General features: G+C 59.1%; 19 protein-coding genes. 15 read left to right on the top strand and 4 right to left on the bottom strand.

Features of this window, described 5'->3' with window-relative positions:
- Positions 1-10: 10 nt before the first annotated feature.
- Positions 11-331, bottom strand: a complete 321-nt coding sequence (locus tag AC2FH9_RS03215) for a hypothetical protein (protein ID WP_142640120.1) — start codon at positions 329-331, stop codon at positions 11-13.
- An 81-nt stretch (positions 332-412) separates the two neighbouring features.
- Positions 413-1,246, bottom strand: a complete 834-nt coding sequence (locus AC2FH9_RS03210; protein ID WP_496692319.1) for a bifunctional allantoicase/(S)-ureidoglycine aminohydrolase — start codon at positions 1,244-1,246, stop codon at positions 413-415.
- 174 nt (positions 1,247-1,420) lie between these two features.
- Here AC2FH9_RS03210 and AC2FH9_RS03205 point away from each other — a divergent pair, with 174 nt between their 5' ends.
- The 5 genes from AC2FH9_RS03205 (at position 1,421) to AC2FH9_RS03185 (ending at position 5,625) form a co-directional block, all read left to right on the top strand.
- Positions 1,421-1,777: a hypothetical protein gene (locus AC2FH9_RS03205; RefSeq protein WP_496701077.1), complete on the top strand. Its 357-nt coding sequence runs from the start codon at positions 1,421-1,423 to the stop codon at positions 1,775-1,777.
- A gap of 189 nt (positions 1,778-1,966) precedes the next feature.
- Positions 1,967-3,202: an acyl-CoA dehydrogenase family protein gene (locus AC2FH9_RS03200; protein ID WP_496690484.1), complete on the top strand. Its 1,236-nt coding sequence runs from the start codon at positions 1,967-1,969 to the stop codon at positions 3,200-3,202.
- 26 nt (positions 3,203-3,228) lie between these two features.
- On the top strand, positions 3,229-4,017 hold the full coding sequence (locus AC2FH9_RS03195; protein WP_496870747.1) for a thioesterase family protein: 789 nt from the start codon (positions 3,229-3,231) through the stop codon (positions 4,015-4,017).
- 73 nt (positions 4,018-4,090) lie between these two features.
- Complete coding sequence (locus AC2FH9_RS03190; protein ID WP_281996060.1) at positions 4,091-4,738, top strand: DUF1007 family protein; 648 nt, start codon at positions 4,091-4,093, stop codon at positions 4,736-4,738.
- On the top strand, positions 4,723-5,625 hold the full coding sequence (locus tag AC2FH9_RS03185) for a nickel/cobalt transporter (RefSeq protein WP_496870745.1): 903 nt from the start codon (positions 4,723-4,725) through the stop codon (positions 5,623-5,625). Before AC2FH9_RS03190 ends, AC2FH9_RS03185 begins: the two co-directional genes overlap by 16 nt.
- Here the strand turns inward: AC2FH9_RS03185 and truA are convergent.
- Positions 5,622-6,389, bottom strand: coding sequence for a tRNA pseudouridine(38-40) synthase TruA (truA, locus tag AC2FH9_RS03180; protein ID WP_496870743.1), 768 nt, complete (start codon positions 6,387-6,389; stop codon positions 5,622-5,624). The genes AC2FH9_RS03185 and truA overlap by 4 nt on opposite strands.
- 108 nt (positions 6,390-6,497) lie before the next feature.
- Here truA and AC2FH9_RS03175 point away from each other — a divergent pair, with 108 nt between their 5' ends.
- From AC2FH9_RS03175 to AC2FH9_RS03130, 10 genes are all read left to right on the top strand, one after another.
- On the top strand, positions 6,498-7,910 hold the full coding sequence (locus AC2FH9_RS03175; protein WP_496870740.1) for a YcjX family GTP-binding protein: 1,413 nt from the start codon (positions 6,498-6,500) through the stop codon (positions 7,908-7,910).
- Positions 7,907-8,362: a GNAT family N-acetyltransferase gene (locus AC2FH9_RS03170; protein WP_496870739.1), complete on the top strand. Its 456-nt coding sequence runs from the start codon at positions 7,907-7,909 to the stop codon at positions 8,360-8,362. The genes AC2FH9_RS03175 and AC2FH9_RS03170 overlap by 4 nt, the downstream gene beginning before the upstream one ends.
- Positions 8,355-9,344 carry a YcjF family protein gene (locus AC2FH9_RS03165; protein ID WP_496787517.1) on the top strand — a complete coding sequence of 330 codons (990 nt, stop codon included), beginning with the start codon at positions 8,355-8,357 and terminating at the stop codon, positions 9,342-9,344. The genes AC2FH9_RS03170 and AC2FH9_RS03165 overlap by 8 nt, the downstream gene beginning before the upstream one ends.
- Before the next feature lie 54 nt (positions 9,345-9,398).
- A complete protein-coding gene (locus tag AC2FH9_RS03160; protein WP_281973820.1) occupies positions 9,399-10,109 on the top strand; it encodes a VIT1/CCC1 transporter family protein in 711 nt (236 codons plus the stop codon).
- Positions 10,110-10,200: 91 nt separating this feature from the next.
- The gene (locus tag AC2FH9_RS03155) at positions 10,201-11,508 is read left to right on the top strand and encodes an SDR family oxidoreductase (RefSeq protein WP_496870738.1); all 1,308 of its coding nucleotides are present in this window, start codon (positions 10,201-10,203) and stop codon (positions 11,506-11,508) included.
- Entirely contained in the window at positions 11,508-11,987 is a 480-nt protein-coding gene (locus AC2FH9_RS03150; protein ID WP_282022407.1) for a DUF2269 family protein, read from the top strand. The genes AC2FH9_RS03155 and AC2FH9_RS03150 overlap by 1 nt, the downstream gene beginning before the upstream one ends.
- Before the next feature lie 95 nt (positions 11,988-12,082).
- The gene (locus AC2FH9_RS03145; RefSeq protein WP_496870736.1) at positions 12,083-14,776 is read left to right on the top strand and encodes a DUF2339 domain-containing protein; all 2,694 of its coding nucleotides are present in this window, start codon (positions 12,083-12,085) and stop codon (positions 14,774-14,776) included.
- A 163-nt stretch (positions 14,777-14,939) separates the two neighbouring features.
- Positions 14,940-17,921, top strand: a complete 2,982-nt coding sequence (ileS, locus tag AC2FH9_RS03140; protein ID WP_496870734.1) for an isoleucine--tRNA ligase — start codon at positions 14,940-14,942, stop codon at positions 17,919-17,921.
- 132 nt (positions 17,922-18,053) lie between these two features.
- Positions 18,054-18,509 (top strand): methylated-DNA--[protein]-cysteine S-methyltransferase, encoded by a 456-nt coding sequence (locus AC2FH9_RS03135; RefSeq protein ID WP_496749185.1) that lies wholly within the window; start codon positions 18,054-18,056, stop codon positions 18,507-18,509.
- 76 nt (positions 18,510-18,585) lie between these two features.
- On the top strand, positions 18,586-19,053 hold the full coding sequence (locus AC2FH9_RS03130) for a GreA/GreB family elongation factor (RefSeq protein WP_142640155.1): 468 nt from the start codon (positions 18,586-18,588) through the stop codon (positions 19,051-19,053).
- Between the two features lie 2 nt (positions 19,054-19,055).
- Here AC2FH9_RS03130 and AC2FH9_RS03125 read toward each other — a convergent pair whose 3' ends face one another.
- Positions 19,056-19,751 (bottom strand): CDP-alcohol phosphatidyltransferase family protein, encoded by a 696-nt coding sequence (locus tag AC2FH9_RS03125; RefSeq protein ID WP_271952286.1) that lies wholly within the window; start codon positions 19,749-19,751, stop codon positions 19,056-19,058.
- Positions 19,752-19,779: the final 28 nt, after the last annotated feature.

Genomic DNA, 19,779 nt, shown 5'->3' with positions numbered 1-19,779 from the left:
CCTGTCCGGATCAGTTACAGCTGACCTGTGAAAAGAACTGGCCCGAGATGTTCTGGTACATGCTGGCCACAATCGGCTTGCACCCGGTAGCCTGCTGAATAGCCGCGATGGCCTGAATAGTGCGCAGCCGGGGCGGGGGGCCGAATGGGTTGAGATTGTTGTTATCACGTGTGGCACGGTATACGACCGGAGCTTCCGAAACCTGGGTAATGGCCCAGGTGCGGCTCATGACGTTGACGGTATTCGTCTCTTTGGCGGTTGCAGGGGTCACATCCAGGGCCGTCAGGCCGATTGCAGCCGCCAGTGCCAGCGTTACATTGCGCAGTGCCATCGTACAATCTCCTGAACTAAAACCGTTTGTTATTCCACCAGATTACCGCGCTTGCCCAGTTCCGCCAAGGCCGAATTTATCCTAGCGCCCGCCTGGTGAAAGAGGCATCTGGCGGTTCACATCTTTGTACAGCAGATACCGGAACCGCCCGGGACCGCCCGCATAGCACGCCTGAGGGCAAAAGGCGCGCAGCCACATAAAGTCTCCGGCTTCGACCTCGACCCAGTCCTGATTCAGCCGGTAAACGGCTTTGCCTTCCAGCACATACAGCCCGTGTTCCATGACGTGGGTTTCGGCAAATGGGATCACGCCGCCGGGTTCAAAAGTCACGATGTTGACATGCATATCGTGGCGCAGGTCTTGCGGATCCGCGAAACGTGTTGTGGCCCAGCGACCCTCGGTGCCCGGCATTTCGATCGGGGCGACCTCTTGTTCATTGGTGATGATCGGGTCCGGCTTGGGCAGGCCGGGCACTGCCTCATAAGCCTTTCGAACCCAATGAAACCGCGCTGGCTGCTCCGTATGGTTGCGCAACGCCCATTTGGAACCAGCGGGGATATAGGCATATCCACCAGTTTCCAAAACGTGAACACTTCCCTCAAGCGTCAATGTGACCGCCCCTTCGACAACGAACAACACCGCCTGCGCTGCGGGGTCCGTTTCGGGCGTATCGCTACCGCCACCGGGTTGGACCTCCATGATGTATTGCGAAAAGGTTTCGGCGAACCCGCTAAGGGGGCGTGCCAAAACCCACAGGCGGGTGTTTTCCCAGAAGGGCAAATAGCTGGTGACGATGTCGCGCATCGTACCCTTGGGTATAACGGCATAGGCCTCGGTGAACATGGCGCGATCTGTTAACAGGGTGTCCTGTCCGGGGTGTCCGCCATGGGGCGCATAATAAGTCGGGTGTGCCATCAAATGCCTCTGGTTCGTGTTTCGTGCACTATGCGAGGGACGCTCGGCATGGCCTAGCGTCAGAGTTGCAATAGGTTTCTTCGGGATAATTTGAAGGTTGCAGACTAGGGCTTGGCCCTGTGCCTTCCCGGGTATATCCTTGAATGTAAATTGGTTGCAGAATTGCGAGGCGGTATGAGAATTTGGGGATCACTATTAGTTGCAGGTGTTCTGGTGCTGAGCATTGGTGTTGCCGGCAGCGCGAAACCGCTGTCTCGCATCATCGCAGAGTCGGGGTTGAGCCCGGATGATTTCACATTGCTGAGTGCAACCACAGACACCATGCTGGGCAGTGGTTTGCCGCAGGTTGGTGCCGAAAGTGAATGGATCAGCACCGAGACCGGGGCCAAGGGCACCGTCCGTGTGCGCGAGGTCCGCGATAATTGCGTGCATCTGCAGCATTTTATCCGACCTCCGAGTGCCGAGCAGACCCGTGAGATCAGAACCCGCAGGTGCCAGGATGCCAATGGTAACTGGATTTTCACACCCTAATGGGTTGCTACACCCGCGCGCGACGCAGGTTATTGACGGCTATACGGTCGCCAGTCTCCGGTTACTGCACTCGTTTAATCTCATATAGGGTTGGGTGACGTCCCGTCACCCAACTGGACATCATGACGGTGGCTAAGTCATTCTCGGCCCAAAGGTAATGCCCGCGTGTCGGGGCGGAGGAGAAAACTCATGAACATGTCATTCGGCCTGCGCGAGGAAAACCGCGAACTGCTGACCCGCGTAACAGAGATGATCCGAAATGAAGTCATGCCGCTGGAAGAAGAGTTCCATGCTGAAATCAACAAAGGTGACCGCTGGCAATATACCGACCGGCAGGCGGATATCCTTGAAGGGTTGAAGGCCAAGGCCAAGGCGGCGGGATTGTGGAACTTCTGGCTGACCGACAGTGAAAAAGGGCTGGGTTTGACAACTGTGGAATACGCCTTTTTTGCTGAAGAAATGGGAAAGACCCCGCTGGGTGCCGAAATCTTCAACTGTTCGGCCCCAGATACGGGCAACATGGAAGTATTCGAGCGGTACGGGTCCGAAAAGATGAAGCAAGAGTGGCTCAAGCCGCTGCTCGATGGGCAAATCCGTTCGGCCTATCTGATGACCGAACCGGATGTCGCCTCGTCTGATGCCACCAATGTTTCGATGTCCTGTGTGCTGGACGGCGATTCCTACGTTCTGAATGGCGAGAAATGGTGGGCCTCAGGCGCCGGTGATCCGCGGTGCAAGGTCTATATCGTCATGGTCCGGACTGGCGGTGATGACCTGCCTGTTCACAAACGCCAGTCGATGATCGTGGTGCCGGCGGGCACACCGGGGATCGAAGTGCTGCGCCCGATGGAAGTCTATGGCCATGATGATGCGCCGCACGGGCATATGCATATTCGCTTTACCAATGTCCGGGTGCCTGCCGAGAATATCCTGCTGGGCGAAGGGCGCGGGTTCGAGATCGCTCAGGGTCGATTGGGGCCGGGACGTATTCACCACTGTATGCGCGCTATTGGGCAAGCAGAGATGGCCCTGGAGCAGATGTGCAAACGTTCGCTGCAACGCGAAGCATTTGGCAAGAAGCTGGCGCAGCTTGGGGCGAATTTCGATATCATAGCCGAATGCCGGATGGAGATCGAAATGGCCCGGCTACTTTGCCTCAAGGCTGCTTGGTACATGGATCAGGGCGATGCGCGCGCGGCGGCCCCGTGGATCAGCCAGATCAAGGTCGTGGCACCGCGGGTTGCATTGAAAGTGATTGATGAGGCGGTGCAGATGTATGGCGGGCAAGGGGTAAGTCAGGACACGCCGCTGGCGACCGCGTGGACGCATGTACGAACCCTGCGGTTGGCCGATGGGCCGGACGCGGTGCATCGTCGTCAGGTCGCACGGACCGAACTGAAAAAGCATACACAGGAAAAGGTCTGAGGTCCCAGGTGGTCTTGAAATCTGATATGTCCAGGTTGCCCTATTTCAGACTACGCGCGGATGGGGTTTTTGTCGGCAATGACCCGGCGCGGGGTCCGTGGTCTGCCGAACATTGCCATGCTGGTCCGGTCAGCGGTCTGATCGTGCGCGCCGCGGAATCTGAAATTGGTCCGGACAAGATGCTGACCCGGCTGACGGTCGATCTGCTGCGCCCGCTGCCCCTGTCCGGGTTGCGGGTTGCGGCCGAGACGACGCGGCACACCAGAACGCTGGCGACCACTCGGGTTACTGTGCACGATCTGGACAACACTTTATGTGCCGTAGCCACAACTATGCACCTTGCCCGCCGCGACCTTGGCCCGGTTCCCAATGTCGCTCTCTCATCTCCGCAACTGGCGGACTCGGTGGACGGCCCATTTCCCATCGGCGAAATTCGGCACGATCTTCCGGGGTTCGCGACCTATTCCGATGTGCTCTATCCCAGGGGTGGAAATCAGGGTGTCGGTCCCAAAACGATCTGGATGCGCACACCTCCGCTGCTTGGGGACGAGGTGCAATCTCCGATTCAGGCGCTGTGTCCACTGGCAGATTGCGGCAATGGCATTTCGTGGAATGCCCCCACAACCGAGATGGGGTTCATGAATACGGATCTGACGGTTCAGGTGCACCGCGAGCCGGTCTCGGATTGGCTGGCCTCCGAGTCTGTCTGCCATTGGCAGCCCTCGGGTATCGGCATGTCGCAATCGGTTTTGTATGACACCGAAGGGCCGGTTGGAACAGCCCTGCAGACCCTTGTGTTGTTCCCACCTGCCTGAGCCATCGGCCAGCTTCTGCGCGCCCGGCCCAAATGGGATTGCCGGGCGCAGGCCGACACCCTATCTTTCGCCCATGCGCTGGCTTGTGACCCTAGTGACCTGCTGTTTGCCGATCCCGGCGATGACGCACCCGCATGTCTTTATCGACACGGGGCTGGAATTCATTGTGGACGATTCCGGGCAGCTGACCCATGTCCGTGTGACCTGGGCCTATGACGAGTTCTACTCATTGCTTGTCCTCGAAGACATGAAGCTGGATCAGGATGGCGACGGTCTTCTAAGTGAAAGCGAACAGGATTTCCTGTCCGGGTTCGATGCGCAGTGGGATCAAGGCTATAACGGCGATCTGGTCGTCTGGTCCGAGGCTGAGGTATTGCCGCTTTCTGGCCCACTGGAGCCGAAAGCATTGATGGAGGACGGGCGCATCGTGACCTCGCATCTGCGCAGTGTCGAAGGGGGGCCTGTACCGGCCACCGCCTTATCGGCCAAGGCGTTTGATGAGACATATTACACCGCATATGACCTGACGCGCCCGGTGACGGTTTCGGGGAGTAAGACCTGCCAGATTGACCGCGTCGAGCCGGATGTCGACGGACAGCTTGCCCAAATGCAGGCGTTTCTGCTGACGCTGGATGCCAATTACGACCTTGAGGAAAATGACATCCCGATGGTGGGCGAAAACTTTGCAACCGAGATCCGAATTTCATGTCCAAATACCTGATTGTCCCGTTTGTTCTGGCGGTCGGAGTTCTGCTCTGGTTCTGGTTCAGCGGCGGGTTTGACCAACTTGCGGCATGGGCTGCCAGTGAACAGCGTGCATTTCAGAACCAGATTGCGCGGTCCCTGCGCGCTGCCCGCGCCGAACAACCTCAGGCGGTCATGACTTTGTTGACGGTGTGCTTCGCTTACGGGTTCTTCCACGCCATCGGTCCTGGGCATGGCAAAGTCCTGATCGGTGGCTATGGGCTTGGCCGGCGTGTGGCGTTCTGGCGGCTTTCAGCGATCAGTGTGTTGTCCAGCCTTGGACAGGCCGTAACCGCGATTGTTCTGGTCTATGCCGGTGTGCTGGTGTTCCAGATGTCTCGGGAAAGACTGGTCGACACAACGGAGCAAATCATGGCCCCAGTCAGCTATGGGGCGATCACTGCGATCGGGCTTTGGCTAGTGTTTCGCGCCTTGCGGAGCTTTGCCAAACGCAGCCGGGATCACGGCGCAAATCATCATCACCACGATCACGAAACCTGTTCGGATTGCGGCCACCGGCATGGTCCGTCTGCGGATGAGGTGGCGCAGGTCGGTAGCCTGCGCGAGGCGGCGTTGCTGATCGCTGGAATCGCCGCACGCCCCTGTACCGGGGCGCTGTTTGTGTTGATCCTGACCTGGCAGATGGGCATCGCCATCGTTGGCATCGCCGGGGCGTTCTGCATGGCGCTGGGCACTGCGACTGTCACCACTCTGGTAGGGTGGACCTCTTTCGGTCTGCGCGGGGGGATGCTGGCCTCGGTCTCAGCGACGCGGTTTGCGCAAGTGCTGGCCCCAACCATCGAACTGGTCGCCGGGTTGCTGATTGCGGTGATAGCTGGTGGCCTTTTACTGCGCGCGCTTTAGTCGAACACTGGGTTCGGATAGCCGACCCGCGCAAGATACAACCCCTGCGGCGGACAAACCGGCCCGCAGGCGGCGCGATTCTCAGCTTGCAGGGCCTCTCGCACATCTTCGGGCGTCCAGGACCCGGCGCCGACACGTTCCAGAGTGCCGACAAAGCTGCGCACCTGATTGTGCAGGAACGACCGTGCCCGGACATGGAAATGAACCTCGGGGCCTGAAAAGCCCTGCACCTGTTCCACCCGCAACTCATCCAGCGTTTTGACCGGGCTGGCCGCCTGACAGATCGTGGACCGGAACGTGGTGAAATCATGCCGTCCGATCAGCATGTCCGCCGCGGCCTGCATCGCATCAATATCCAACGGGTGACTGACTTGCCAAACCTGCCCCGCGTCATGGGTTGCAGGCGCGCGGCGCATCAGGATGCGAAACAGATATTGCCGTTCAAGCGCCGAGAACCGCGCATGCCAGTCATCGTCCACCCGTGCGGCTTTCACGATGGCCACTGGTTGCGGCTTGAGGTGATAGTTCAACGCTTCGGACAGTCGGAAAGGGTCCCATTCCTTGATCAGATCGCAATGGGCGACCTGTCCCAGCGCGTGGACACCGGCATCGGTGCGACCCGCCGCAGCGATCGTGTGATCCCCCGGTTGTATCCGCGACAATGCCTCTTCGATCGCCCCCTGAACCGAGGGCTGACCTTTCTGCCTTTGCCACCCGGCAAACGGCTTTCCGTGATATTCGACTTTCAACGCGTATCTGGGCATGGGCTGCTGGTACCGTGCTGCGCGACGGCGGGCAAGGGGCCGGAAAGCGCTGGCATGTCGGGCGGTGGCTACCTATCTTGAGCGAAACGATAAAAGCGGGGCGACGGCTTGGTCATCTCATCTATGGCAGACAGTCTTGTGCGCGGCATGGAATCCGTGGGCGACAGCGTTTCCGAAGCTCTGTTCGAGCCGGTCATCCGCCTTGGTGTCACCGGGTTGGCGCGCTCGGGCAAAACGGTGTTCATCACCTCGCTTGTTGCAAACCTGCTGGACCGTGGGCGAATGCCGGGCCTTGTTGCGCAGCATGAGGGACGGATCAACGCAGCTTACCTTCAGCCGCAGCCGGATGATACCGTGCCCCGGTTCGACTATGAAAACCACCTTGCTGCGCTGACCGGGCCAAATCCGCATTGGCCCGAAAGCACCCGCGCCGTGTCCGAGTTGCGCCTGTCGTTCAAGGTTCGCCCTGCCGGTCTGCTGTCTGGCCTGAAGGGGCCGCGAACCGTGCATCTGGATATTGTGGATTATCCGGGCGAATGGTTGCTGGACTTGGCCCTGTTGGACAAATCCTATGACGACTGGTCAACCGAAACGCTGAACCGCATCACAGAGCGGGCCGAGGCACAAGATTTTCTGGCGCAGGCCAAAGCGGTCGCGCCAGAGGCAAAACATGATGAGCCGGTGGCGCAATCTTTGGCGCAGGCGTTCTCGGGCTATCTGAACACGGCGCGCGATGCCGGGTTTTACGATTGTACGCCGGGACGGTTCCTGTTGCCGGGTGATCTGGCGGGATCACCGGTTCTGACCTTCGCGCCGCTGCCAGTCGAAGGGGTCGCCACCCGTAACAGCCTGCACCGCGAAATGGCACGGCGCTACGAAGCCTATAAATTGCGCGTGGTCAAACCGTTCTTTCGCGAACATTTTGCCCGGATCGATCGACAGGTTGTTCTGGTCGACGCGCTGGGTGCGATTCACAAAGGGCCGAAAGCGGTTGAGGATATGCGCCGGGCGATGGGAGATATTCTGTCGGCCTTCCGTCCGGGGCGCAACGCGTGGCTCAGCCAGTATCTTCTGGGCAAACGGGTCGAGCGCATTTTATTTGCCGCCACCAAGGCCGATCATTTGCACCACCTGCAGCATCCACGTCTGACCAGCATCATGGAGGCGTTGACACGCGACGCCCGTGACCGCGCCAGTTTTGCCGGGGCCGAGACCTCGGCTGTGTCACTGGCGGCTTTGCGGGCAACAACCGAAGAGATGCGAACCCATGAAGGAGTGCCGCTTGCCTGCGTGCGGGGCACTTTGCTTGATGGCAAGCAGGCGGCCTTCTACCCCGGTGAGTTGCCCGAAGACCCGGCTCATTTGTTGGGGGCAGCCCGCAGCGGAGCAGAAAGCTGGCTGGGCGAAGACTATGGGTTCATGAGTTTTGCGCCTGCGAACCTGACCCTGCGATCGGGTGACGGCCCGCCCCATATCCGGCTTGATCGCGCGGCCCAGTTCCTGATCGGAGACCGGCTATGACCGTAACGCTCCGCCCTGCGCGCAGCACCGATGCTGGCGCGACGGGGAAAATCCTGCATGGTTTTGCTTGTGAAAATGAGTGGATGCCAGAGCTGCATTCCTGTGCCGAAACCATCGCCTTTTGCGGCGTGATGATTGATCGCGACTGGATCACCGTTGCTGAAAACGAGGATGGTGTAGTTGGTTTTCTGGCATTGAATGGTTCAGAGGTCCACTCGCTTTACCTGCGTGCGTCAGCGCGCAATCAGGGGATCGGGCAGCGCCTGTTGGATCAGGCAAAATCTGGCCGACAAAAGCTGTCCCTGTTCGCCTTTCAGGCCAACTATGGCGCGCGAAGATTCTACGAGCGCAACGGATTTGCCGAGATTGCCCGCGGTGACGGGGCCGATAATGACGAAAACCTGCCGGACATCAAATTTGTCTGGAACAGAGAAAGGGCTGCTGATGGCTAAGGGTCCGGTTCTGATCGATCTTGATCCCGAGGAACCTGTTGCGGATGTCGCTTTGGCACCGCCCGTTCCGGATGCGGGCGAACCACAGGGGAAGGCGATGCAGGCCGCCGCGCGTCTGGCTGCACGGAAACCGTCGGCCCTGTCACGCTGGTTCTGGGGGCTGGCGGCAGCGGTCATCGGCGCGGTTGTCTCGGTGGCGGCATGGGATTTTGTGACCGCTTTGCTGTTACGCGCGCCGGTTTTGGGATGGGTCGTAACTGGTCTGATTGGCGCGTTGCTGCTGGTTGCCCTGATCATCGCTTTGCGGGAACTTGCTGCGATCGGGCGGCTTTCGCGTGTGGATGGCATCCGTCGCGCCGCAGACACCGCGTTGGCAGAGGCGGATCTGACGCAAGCCCGCGCCGTAACCAACCGGTTGTTGGCATTTTACAACGGGCGCGAGGACGTTCGATGGGGCCGCGATAGGCTGGCCGAACGTATCGCCGAGCCTTTCGATGCCTCGGATCTGATGGCTCTGGCCGAGAATGAGCTGCTGGCCCCTTTGGATGCCGCGGCCAGTCGAGAAGTCGAGGCCGCCGCGCGTCAGGTCGCGACGGTGACCGCTCTGGTTCCTTTGGCTCTTGCGGATGTGGCGACGGCTTTGGCCGCTTCGCTGCGGATGATCCGCCGCGTTGCCGAGATCTATGGTGGGCGGGCCGGTTTTCTGGGCAGTTGGCGCCTGACCCGGGCGGTCTTTGTGCATCTGGTTGCAACCGGCGCCGTGGCTATGGGCGACGACTTGCTGGAACCGGTGCTGGGCGGCTCTGTCCTAAGCAAACTGTCGCGGCGGTTTGGCGAAGGCCTGGTTAACGGGGCGCTTAGCGCGCGCGTCGGCGTGGCCGCCATGGAGGTCTGCCGTCCTTTACCGTTCTCGGACCGTCACAAGCCCTCGACCCGGTCGATGATCAAGCGTGCGCTGGCGGGGCTGTTTTCGAAAACTTGACCTGAGACAAAGCGTTCCTGCCAGCCGCGCATCATAACAAAGCAGGAGGCACCCATGACAGACCATGGACACAGCCAGCAAGAAATCGCGGCACGTATCAACGCGCCGCCGGGGCGTGGCGTTTTGCGTGATGTGGTTTACGGCGGGATCGATGGATCAGTCACCACTTTTGCCATCGTTGCGGGCGTTGCCGGGGCGGGGCTGTCACCGTTCATCATCATCGCGCTGGGGCTGGCCAATGTGCTGGCTGACGGGTTTTCGATGGCGGCGGGTAACTACTCGGGCACCAAGGCTGAACTGGATAACATCCGGCGCATTCGCGCGATCGAGGAGCGTCATATACATCTTTATCCCGATGGTGAACGGAACGAGGTGCGCGAGATTTTAGCCCAGAAAGGACTGTCGGGCCGTGTGCTGGACGAAGCCACCGATGCGATCACGGAAAACCATGACAACTGGATCGACCTGATGATCGAGGGAGAATATGGCCTGGGCAGCGTCGATCCGCATCCGCGCAAAGCTGCGGTGGCGACGTTTTTTGCCTTTCTTGTGGCCGGCATGGTTCCGCTTTTGCCGTTTCTGTTTTCGGTGGACCGGGCATTTGCTGCTTCGGCCTGGATGACGATGGGTGTTTTCTTTGCCATTGGTGCCCTCAAAAGCCGCTGGTCGCTGGCTCCGTGGTGGCGGTCAGGGATCGAAACGCTGCTGATTGGTGGGGCCGCTGCCGCAATCGCCTATTTCGTCGGTTCACTGTTTCACCCCTAGCGGTCGGAATTGTCGCAGTTTGCCCGGTGCCGCAGACGGCTGCCGCTCGACCCGCTAGGTTGGGGCGCAACTTCAGCAGGTAAGGTGCCCGATGCAAGGTTCTGGGAAAAATATACTTGTTCTAGGCGCTTATGGGTTTATCGGCGCGGCGATGATGCGGTCTCTTTCGGATCGAGGTGCCAATGTATGCGGCCTTGTGCGCGATACAAACCTGGGTGAGAAAATCCTGCCTGGGATGTCTTTGGCTCAGGGAGATTTGCGCCAGCTCACGCACCCACACGATTGGCGGGAAATTCTGTCAGGTTTTGATTGTATCGTGAACTGCGCCGGGGCGTTGCAGGACGGACCAAAGGACGATCTCGAGGCGGTGCATCACACTGCGATTGCCGCCCTCGGGCAGGCCTGCGCCGCGCGCGGCATTGCCGTGATACAGATTTCTGCAACCGGAAGCAGCCCAGAGGCCGACACGGAATTTATGCGCACCAAAGCCTCCGGGGATGCCGCCTTGCAGGCCAGTGGTGTGCCGCTGTGGATTCTAAGGCCGGGCCTTGTGATCGGGCAGACTGACTATGGTGGAACGACCTTGTTGCGCATGCTGGCCGCAATTCCGCTTGTGCAACCGATCGCCTTTCCGCAGACGCTGGTTCAATGTGTTGGACTGGCCGATTTGAGCAGCGCCGTGGCGGCGGCCGTTGATGAGACGTTGCCACAGGGAACCTATGATCTGGTCGAGGATCAGGCTCATTCGCTGTCCGAGGTTCTGGACGAAACCCGCCGTTGGATGGGGTTCCCTAAGGCACGTGTTCGGATAACGGCACCGGCTGTGGTTGCTAAGTTCGCCGCCGGTTGCGCCGATCAACTTGGGCGCTTGGGGTGGCGTTCGCCCCTTCGCAGCAACGCAATGACAGTCATGGCTACCGGAGTTCTTGGCGACCCGGCCCCTTTTCGCAGGGTGACAGGCGAATCCATGGGTTCGATGCCCGAGATTTATCGCAGCATGGCCTGTTCCCGCGAACACAGGTTGGCTGCACGGATGTCGTTGCTGATGCCGTTGACGGTTGCGGTGCTCAGCCTTTTCTGGGTTCTCTCAGGTGTTTTCGGATTGCTGAGCCTGCCGCAAGCCACACAAGTCCTAACCGTCGCAGGCTGGACCAGTGGTGCCGCTGTGGTCAGTGTGCTGTTCTGGTCATGTGTCGATATCTTTCTGGGGCTTGCGATCCTTTGGCGTCCCTGGGCAGAACGCGCCTGCATGGCTCAGCTCGGTGTGTCGATCTTTTACCTGTTGGCGGCCTCATTTATGGTTCCTGCTTTGTGGCTCGACCCGCTTGGACCGCTTGTTAAAGTCATTCCCGCGATCATGTTGTCGCTGGTCGCACTGCCAATGGTGAAAAGCCGATGATGGACCCGGATCTGATCTTGCGCTGGTTTCATGTGATCGGGGCCTGCGTCTTGTTGGGAACCGGGGCCGGAATCGCATTCTTCATGCTGATGGCCCATCGGTCACGCGACCCGCGTTTCATTGCCCAGACGGCGGCAATCGTGGTGCTGGCCGATATGCTGTTCACCACAACCGCCGTTGTTTTGCAGCCAATTTCAGGTGGCTTGCTCGCCTTCAGATTGGGCTGGTCACTGGTCGAAGGGTGGGTGCTGCTGTCACTATTGCTGTATGTCTTGACCGGGGTCTTCTGGCTGCCGGTCGTCTGGATGCAGATAAAGATGCGGAACCTCGCGCAAGAGGCGGCAGATCGCGATACTGCTCTGCCGCGTTCGTATTTCATATTGTTCCGGCTTTGGTTTGCATGTGGGATCCCCGCATTTCTGGCCGTTTTGGCAATAGTCTGGCTCATGATTTCCCGCCCTTCGATAGACCTGTTTTGATTTCAGGCCATGTCGCGGTATGCAGGACGGTATTCCGGACTGTTTCTACCTGATGCATCAGGTTAGCCTGCAGAGAATTTGATAGGAGAAACAGGTTGGAATCCCTTCTGGTCCTTCTTGCGTTGGTTGCGCTGGCTATTCCTTTGACCATTGTGCTGCTGCTTGTCAGTCAGGTTCGGTTGCGGCGGCGGGTCGTCCGGTTAGAGGCGGACATCCTGTCACTGAAACAAGGCACCAATACTGAACCAGAACCCGCGACAGAGCCCGAGCCCAAGGCGCAGGATATTCCGACCAAAGCGCCTCCAGTGTGGCCGATAGCCGACCAACCTGAGACCGAACAGCCAATCCCCCCGCAATCTCCTCAAGAAGCACTGGTTTTCAGCTCTGACCGTTTCGCGTTGCTGCAGGAATGGCTGCAGGAAAACTGGTTCTATGTCGTTTCGGCACTGTCGCTGGCACTTGCGGGGATTTTCTTGGTGCAATACGGCGTCGAGAACGGGTTGCTGCCGCCGTCGGCACGTGTCGTTGCCGCATTGCTGTTTGGCGCGGCGCTGATTGTCAGCGGAGAGGTCATTCGCAGGCGCTATGGCGATGGCGTGGACTCCGCGAGCGCCTATTTGCCCTCGGTGTTCTCAGGCGCGGGGCTGGTCACACTGTTTGGCGGCGTTCTGGCGGCGCGGCAACTATATGGCTTGATCGGCCCTGAATTTGCGCTTGTCGCCATGATTGGCGTTGCATCTGTCGGGTTGGTTTTGGGCTGGTTCCATGGTCCGCTATTGGCAGCTGTCGGACTGACAGGTGCCTTTGCCTCCCCATTCTTGGTCGGTGACTCTTCGGATGATCCGACCTGGTTATATGGCTACTTCCTGACCATAACGGTTCTGGGCCTGGGCATAGACACCGTCCGCCGATGGGCGTGGATTTCGGTTCTGACACTGGTCGGAGGTTATTCTTCGTGTCTGCTGCTGGTCCTGTCGGAACCGATGACAGAGCCGGGCTATCTGACCTGCATCACCGCCTTTGCGCTCATCACTATTGCGATTCCGGTCCGGCGAATTTGTCCTGATCACACCGGCCCGATGGTCAGCGAAATGATCCGACGCCAAAGCGGTAAGGCATGGCCCGAGTTTCCGACGCGTCTGGCATTCGGTGCGGTTGCGGTCAGCTCGGCCATCCTGGCGCTGCACTGGCCGGATTCCGCCGGTGAGTTCTGGTTGAGCCTGACGCTTTTGGCTGGTCTGGCCTTTGCGATGATCGTTTGGACAAGCGGGGCGAGGGCGCTTCAGGACATCAGTGTTTTCCCGATTGTTGGCCTTGTCTGGCTCGTATTTCTCCAGGGGTGGGATCGGGGCAAAGTCGCACAGCGTTTTGCTGAGACCTATGCCGAAACCCCCGAGGCGGATTTTCCCTTTGTCGTGACATTGCTTGTGGCACTGGGTGCAGCCCTGTCGGTTGCGGCGGTGTGGCGGTCGATGCAGCAGGGGCGCTATGGCGTGGTCTGGGCGGCTGGGGCGGTAATAACCGCACCGATACTTGCCATCGCTCTTGAGATCGCTTGGCGCCCGGCCGAGGTTTTGGGCGCGTATTTCTGGGGGCTGCACGCAATGGCTCTGGGTGCCTTGATGGTGGTCTTTGCCGAACGCTATGCGCGCGTGGATGGTGAACAACGTATACGTCCTGCGCTGGCCACGTTATCCGCGCTGTCCTGCCTTGCATTTGCCTGTGTCATCGTGCTGAGTTCTGGCGCCTTGACGATTGCGCTGGTTGTGACCGTTGTAGCCGCTGCCGCGCTGGATCGTCGGTTCAACCTGCCTCAGCTCAGTTGGTTTATCTGGGCCGGGGTCTTCACGGTGACTGTGCGGCTAATCCTGAACCCGGGCCTGTACTGGGCCAATACGGTGCCGGTCAGTGAAATGACGTTGGTCTATGGCGCCGCCACCCTTGGATATGTTCTCGCCTGGGGCCTGATCCGGGGATTGAACCGCCCCGTCGCAATCTTGCTGCTGGAAAGCGCAGCCTGGGCAACCGCGGGGATATTGCTGTCATTGCTGCTGCTGCGCTGGCTGGAAGGGTTCGGTCAAGGCGGGATGGAGGATAGCCATTGGGGGTTGGGCCTGATGGCGGTGATCTGGCTGCTGTTGGCGGCGGCACAGATACGGCGGTTCGATTTGGGCGGGCCGTTGAACTATGTCCGCTATGGGCTGGCGACGTTCTTTGCCGCCCATGCCCTGTTCCGACTTGCGCAAGCGCTGACCGAGGCAAATCCCGTTCTTTATGTGCACAGTGATCCCGTGTTGGGGCCTGCGCTGATGAACACGCTTGCCATAGCCTACCTTCTTCCTGCCGGGGTCCTTGCCATGTCAGCCTGGCGCATTGAACAGATGCCGGTTTGGTTGCGGCAGGGCTGTTTCGGTCTTGCGGGTGCGCTTGCAGCATATTGGCTGGGTGCTTCTATTCGTCATTTCTGGCAGGGTCCCGGTGGCATGTATGTCGGGGCTGGGGTCAGCCAACCAGAGCTTTACACCTATACCTTGGCCCTTTTGATTGCAGGCGCGGCGCTGTTTTATCAATCTTTGGCCCGTCGGTCCGACCTGTTGCGCAAAGTGGGGCTGGCTGTGATCGGACTGGCCGTGGCTAAGGTATTTCTGATCGACATCGCCGGGCTGGGCGGCCTGATCCGGGTCTTTTCGCTGCTGGCGCTGGGGCTTGCACTGGCCGGTTTGGCGTGGCTGAATCGCTGGGCAAAGCTGCGCCAATCGCCACAAGGGGCGGAACCTCTGGACCATTAGCTGTCGGCGTCCTATAAGCGCGGCCATGTATGCCCGTCTGGCCATCATTATTCGAATTATTTCCCCGGCGCTCTGACCACTGAGACGCCGGGCAAAGGTGTTTGAGAACTCGCACCGACCGCTTCGATCCCAATACGACCAGATCATCCAAAGGACGCCCCCAATGTGCGCCGACACGACCCAAACACCTGATTACAAAGACACGCTGAACCTGCCGAAAACCGATTTCCCCATGCGCGCAGGCCTGCCCAAGCGCGAACCCGCATGGCTGGAACGCTGGGAAGAGATCGGTGTCTATGACCGCCTGCGTGAAAAACAGGGCCGCACGCCCTTTACCCTGCACGATGGCCCTCCGTATGCGAACGGTCACCTTCATATCGGTCACGCGCTGAACAAGACGATCAAAGACATGATCGTGCGCAGCCATCAGATGATGGGCCACGACGCGCGCTATGTGCCAGGATGGGATTGTCACGGTCTGCCGATCGAATGGAAGATCGAGGAACAGTACCGCAAGAAGGGCAAGAACAAGGACGAGGTGAACGTTGTCGACTTCCGTCAGGAATGCCGCAAGTTCGCCGAGGGCTGGATCGACATCCAGCGTGAAGAGTTCAAGCGTCTGGGCATCACCGGCAACTGGGCCGATCCCTACATCACCATGGACTATCACGCCGAGGCTGTGATCGCGGATGAATTCATGAAGTTCCTGATGAACGGAACGCTCTATCAGGGGTCCAAGCCAGTCATGTGGTCGCCGGTTGAAAAAACCGCGCTGGCCGAAGCCGAGGTCGAGTATCACGACAAGGAAAGCTTCACTATCTGGGTGAAGTTCAAAGTGAAGTTTAAGTCTGACGTTCAAACCGGAGCAGGGTTTAGAGCGGTAGGCGAGGGGGTCCCACCCGCTGACCCCGCCTTCAAAAAGCTGCACGATGCGAATGTTGTTATCTGGACCACTACGCCGTGGACTATCCCTTCAAACAAAGCAGTCGTCTACGGCAAGGATATCTCCTATGGCGTCTATGAGGTTATTGATCAGCCGGAAGAAAGTTGGGCAAAGGCCGGTGATCGCTATGTCCTAGCGGACAATTTAGCTTCGGATGTTTTTGCGAGAGCTCGACTTGACGATTCAATGTATCGTCGCCTTTGGGATGTGACATCCGAAGAACTGGACAAAATTGAGCTTCTGCACCCTCTTGAAGGAGCCGAGGGCGGTAATGGCGAATGGGATGACATCCGTGACTTCCGCGCGGCTGAGTTCGTGACCGACACAGAAGGAACGGGGTTTGTTCACTGCGCGCCGTCGCACGGGATGGAGGAATTTGAGCTCTACCGTGATCTTGGCATGCTGGAGCAGGTCATCACCTATAACGTGATGGACGATGGTTCGTTCCGCGCTGATCTGCCGTTCTTTGGCGGCAAATACATCCTGTCCCGCAAGGGCGGTGAGGGTGATGCCAACAAGTCCGTGATCGATAAGCTGGTTGAGGTTGGCGGGTTGCTGGCGCGCGGAAAGATCAAGCACAGCTATCCGCATTCCTGGCGCTCGAAGGCTCCGATCATCTATCGCAACACGCCGCAATGGTTTGCCTCGGTCGACCGCAAACTGGACGACGGCATGGGCGAAATGGGCGATAGTATCCGCGAACGCGCCCTGCGTTCGATCGACGAGTTGGTGAAATGGACCCCGCAGACCGGCCGGAACCGTCTGTATTCCATGATCGAGGCCCGGCCAGACTGGGTTCTGTCGCGCCAGCGCGCCTGGGGCGTACCGTTGACCTGCTTTACCAAGAAGGGCGCTTTGCCGACCGATCCCGATTTTCTGCTGCGCGACCCTGGCGTGAATGCGCGCGTCAAAGAAGCGTTTGAACAGGACGGGGCCGATTGCTGGTATCTTGACGGCGCGAAAGAGCGCTTCCTGGGCAATGACTATAACCCGGATGACTGGGATCAGGTGTTCGACGTTCTGGATGTTTGGTTCGATTCGGGCTCGACCCATGCCTTTGTGCTGCGCGACCGTGAGGACGGCACCGAGGACGGCATCGCCGATGTATATATGGAAGGCACCGACCAGCATCGTGGGTGGTTCCATTCGTCCATGCTGCAGGCCTGCGGCACCAAGGGCCGCGCGCCCTATCGCAACGTGGTGACCCATGGCTTTACGCTCGATGCCAAGGGCAACAAGATGTCCAAATCGCTGGGAAACACCATCGTGCCCGAAGAGGTCATCAAGCAATACGGTGCCGATATCCTGCGCCTGTGGGTGGCTCAGACCGATTACACCGCTGACCAGCGGATCGGACCTGAAATCCTGAAGGGCACCGCCGACAGCTATCGTCGGTTGCGCAACACCATGCGGTTCATGCTGGGCTCGCTGGCTGATTTTTCTGAGGCCGACCGGGTGGACCCTGCGGATATGCCGCGCCTGGAACGCTGGGTGCTCAGCCGTCTGGCCGATTTGGATGAACAGGTGCGAAAAGGATATGCGTCTTTCGACTTCCAGGGCGTGTTCAGTGCGGTGTTCACCTTTGCAACCGTTGATCTGTCGTCCTTCTATTTCGACGTCCGCAAGGATGCGCTGTATTGCGACGGCGACAATCTGCGCCGTCGTGCCGCGCGCACCGTGCTGGATATACTGTTCCACCGTCTGACCACATGGCTGGCCCCAGTTCTGGTCTTCACTATGGAAGAGGTCTGGCTGGAGCGTTTCCCGGGTGACGACAGCTCGGTCCATCTGGTGGACTTCCCGGAGACGCCTGCCGACTGGCGCAATACCGAGCTTGAGGCTGGCATGGCCAAGATCCGCCGGGTCCGCCGCGCTGTGACTGCCGCGCTCGAAGTTCAGAGACAGGATAAGGTCATCGGTTCCAGCCTTGAGGCCGCACCGATCGTGCATGTCGAAGATGGTGAAACCCGCGATCTTCTGACAACGTTTGACGTCGATGACATGTGCATCACGTCCGGTTTGACCGTCACCGGAGATCCGGCCCCGGCCGAGGCGTTCCGCGTGCCGGAAATCGAAGGCGTGGCCGTGGTGTTCGAAAAGGCTGAGGGCGAGAAATGTCAGCGCTGCTGGAAAATCCTGCCTGATGTGGGGCGCCATGCACATGACGGCGTGTGCGGGCGCTGTAACGACGCGCTGAACTAGTCGACGTTCTGCGGCAGAGGCGGAGTCTTTTGCGAGGCTCTGCCTCGCGCTCCGAGGTATTTTTGGCCAGATGAAGATCCGGATCCGCAGAATTCGGGTTGTGATGCGCGCGGTTTCTGTCAGCCTGTTCGCATGGGAATGATTGCGGTTGAGACCCGTTTCGGGACTTTGGGTGTTGAAGAAACAGATGGCGCGGTGACGCGCCTGATCTGGAATGGCGACAATCAGGGCGAAGTCACGCCCCTGTTGCAGGAGGCCGCCGCGCAGCTGCGCGCCTATAATCAGGGGCGGTTGGACAGGTTCGATCTGCCTTACCGTGTCGAGGGGTCGGAATTTCTGCGTCAGGTTTGCGACCTGATGTTTGCCATTCCGCTGGGCGAAACCAGAACTTATGGTGATCTCGCGAAGGAGCTCGGTCAGCCCCCGCAACCGGTGGGGCAGGCCTGTGGCGCCAATCCCATTCCGGTGATTATCCCCTGCCACCGGGTGCTGGCCGCAAACGGGCTGGGCGGGTTTTCAGGTGATGGCGGGATTGAAACCAAAGTCGCGCTGTTGCGCCATGAACGCGCCGCCGGCCTGCTGATCTAGAAAGCGGAATTCTGTTGCAATCCCGCTGGTTGATGCCCAATTTGTTTCAAATAGAGATTTCAAAGGATCGCATGGTATGACCGATCAACCAGACCTGGCAGCTCGTAAAAAGGCCATCATCGACCGCCTTATGTCACTTGAAGAGCAAGAGCTTGCGACCGCACAGGCGCATTACGACGCTTTCCTGAAAGATTCGCAGCTTGATGACCGGGAAGGGCATGACAAGGATGACATCGCAGCCTCGCGTGAGAATGCCGATCTGGCAGCAGCCTTCGATGCGCCGGTTCATGCTCATCATGCCAAGATCGATGTGATCGAGAATACGGATTTTGATCTGACCGACAGGGTGCAACCGGGTGCGGTGGTCAAGTTCAACAACCGGCGCTTTGTGGTCTGCGTCTCGACCACGCGGTTCGAAGTGGACGGCAAAACCTATATGGGCATCTCAACCCAAAGCCCGATTTATCTGGCGATGGCCGGCCTGCAACAGGGTGATGTGTTCGCTCATAACGGAACCGAGTTCGAGGTGCAGGAGGTCCTGTGACCTTATGCTTTGCGTGGCGGGATCACCTGCTGGGCAATTCCTGCGAACACCAGATACAAGCTGGTGATCACCAGACCCCAATGGGCCCAGCTTTCGGGGTGGAAATCGACCCAGGCAGCCCATCCGGCGAAGAAGGTCCAGGCAAATGCCATCGGCAATGACACATTGCGCCAGCGTTCTGTGCGCACTGGGTGGATGAACTTCAATGGCAGGAACATCGCCAGCGAAAGCAGCGTCACCAGCAGCAGGATAACCCAGAAATTGGGCTCGAGCGCGAAGATCACAATGACGAACATGTTCCAGCAGCCCGGAAAGCCGGAAAAGGAATTGTCCTTCGTCTTCATCCTAGTGTCGGCAAAATACATAGCGCTGGCAAAGGTGATGACAATGATGGCGAACCAGCCGGTCCAGCCGTCCATCAAGCCCGATTTGAACAGGGCAAAGGCCGGGATGAACACATAGGTCAGGTAATCAATGATCAGATCCAAAAGCACGCCGTCAAATTCCGGGGCGTTCTTTTTGACGTGATAGTGCCGCGCCAAGGGGCCGTCGATACCGTCCACAATGAACGAGACGACCAGCCACAGATACATCAGGCTCCATTTCTCTTCGACGGCGGCCAGCATGGCGAGCATTGCAAATACGGCGCCGGTCGCGGTGAACAGATGTACGGAAAGAGCTTTGAATCTGTGTGTCATGGTGTCTCTTGAATGATGCGCGGGCCAG

This window comes from Ruegeria sp. CDSC081 (assembly GCF_059610485.1).
Note: the sequence above shows the minus strand (reverse complement) of the source record. Positions and strands in the feature narration are given on the sequence as shown.

What these genes read in the sequence shown, in the direction of transcription:
- AC2FH9_RS03215 (WP_142640120.1), bottom strand. Translation starts at nt 331, where the DNA reads ATGGCACTGCGCAATGTAACGCTGGCACTGGCGGCTGCAATCGGCCTG.
- AC2FH9_RS03210 (WP_496692319.1), bottom strand. Translation starts at nt 1,246, where the DNA reads ATGGCACACCCGACTTATTATGCGCCCCATGGCGGACACCCCGGACAG.
- AC2FH9_RS03205 (WP_496701077.1), top strand. Translation starts at nt 1,421, where the DNA reads ATGAGAATTTGGGGATCACTATTAGTTGCAGGTGTTCTGGTGCTGAGC.
- AC2FH9_RS03200 (WP_496690484.1), top strand. Translation starts at nt 1,967, where the DNA reads ATGAACATGTCATTCGGCCTGCGCGAGGAAAACCGCGAACTGCTGACC.
- AC2FH9_RS03195 (WP_496870747.1), top strand. Translation starts at nt 3,229, where the DNA reads ATGTCCAGGTTGCCCTATTTCAGACTACGCGCGGATGGGGTTTTTGTC.
- AC2FH9_RS03190 (WP_281996060.1), top strand. Translation starts at nt 4,091, where the DNA reads ATGCGCTGGCTTGTGACCCTAGTGACCTGCTGTTTGCCGATCCCGGCG.
- AC2FH9_RS03185 (WP_496870745.1), top strand. Translation starts at nt 4,723, where the DNA reads ATGTCCAAATACCTGATTGTCCCGTTTGTTCTGGCGGTCGGAGTTCTG.
- truA (WP_496870743.1), bottom strand. Translation starts at nt 6,389, where the DNA reads ATGCCCAGATACGCGTTGAAAGTCGAATATCACGGAAAGCCGTTTGCC.
- AC2FH9_RS03170 (WP_496870739.1), top strand. Translation starts at nt 7,907, where the DNA reads ATGACCGTAACGCTCCGCCCTGCGCGCAGCACCGATGCTGGCGCGACG.
- AC2FH9_RS03165 (WP_496787517.1), top strand. Translation starts at nt 8,355, where the DNA reads ATGGCTAAGGGTCCGGTTCTGATCGATCTTGATCCCGAGGAACCTGTT.
- AC2FH9_RS03160 (WP_281973820.1), top strand. Translation starts at nt 9,399, where the DNA reads ATGACAGACCATGGACACAGCCAGCAAGAAATCGCGGCACGTATCAAC.
- AC2FH9_RS03155 (WP_496870738.1), top strand. Translation starts at nt 10,201, where the DNA reads ATGCAAGGTTCTGGGAAAAATATACTTGTTCTAGGCGCTTATGGGTTT.
- AC2FH9_RS03150 (WP_282022407.1), top strand. Translation starts at nt 11,508, where the DNA reads ATGGACCCGGATCTGATCTTGCGCTGGTTTCATGTGATCGGGGCCTGC.
- ileS (WP_496870734.1), top strand. Translation starts at nt 14,940, where the DNA reads ATGTGCGCCGACACGACCCAAACACCTGATTACAAAGACACGCTGAAC.
- AC2FH9_RS03135 (WP_496749185.1), top strand. Translation starts at nt 18,054, where the DNA reads ATGGGAATGATTGCGGTTGAGACCCGTTTCGGGACTTTGGGTGTTGAA.
- AC2FH9_RS03130 (WP_142640155.1), top strand. Translation starts at nt 18,586, where the DNA reads ATGACCGATCAACCAGACCTGGCAGCTCGTAAAAAGGCCATCATCGAC.
- AC2FH9_RS03125 (WP_271952286.1), bottom strand. Translation starts at nt 19,751, where the DNA reads ATGACACACAGATTCAAAGCTCTTTCCGTACATCTGTTCACCGCGACC.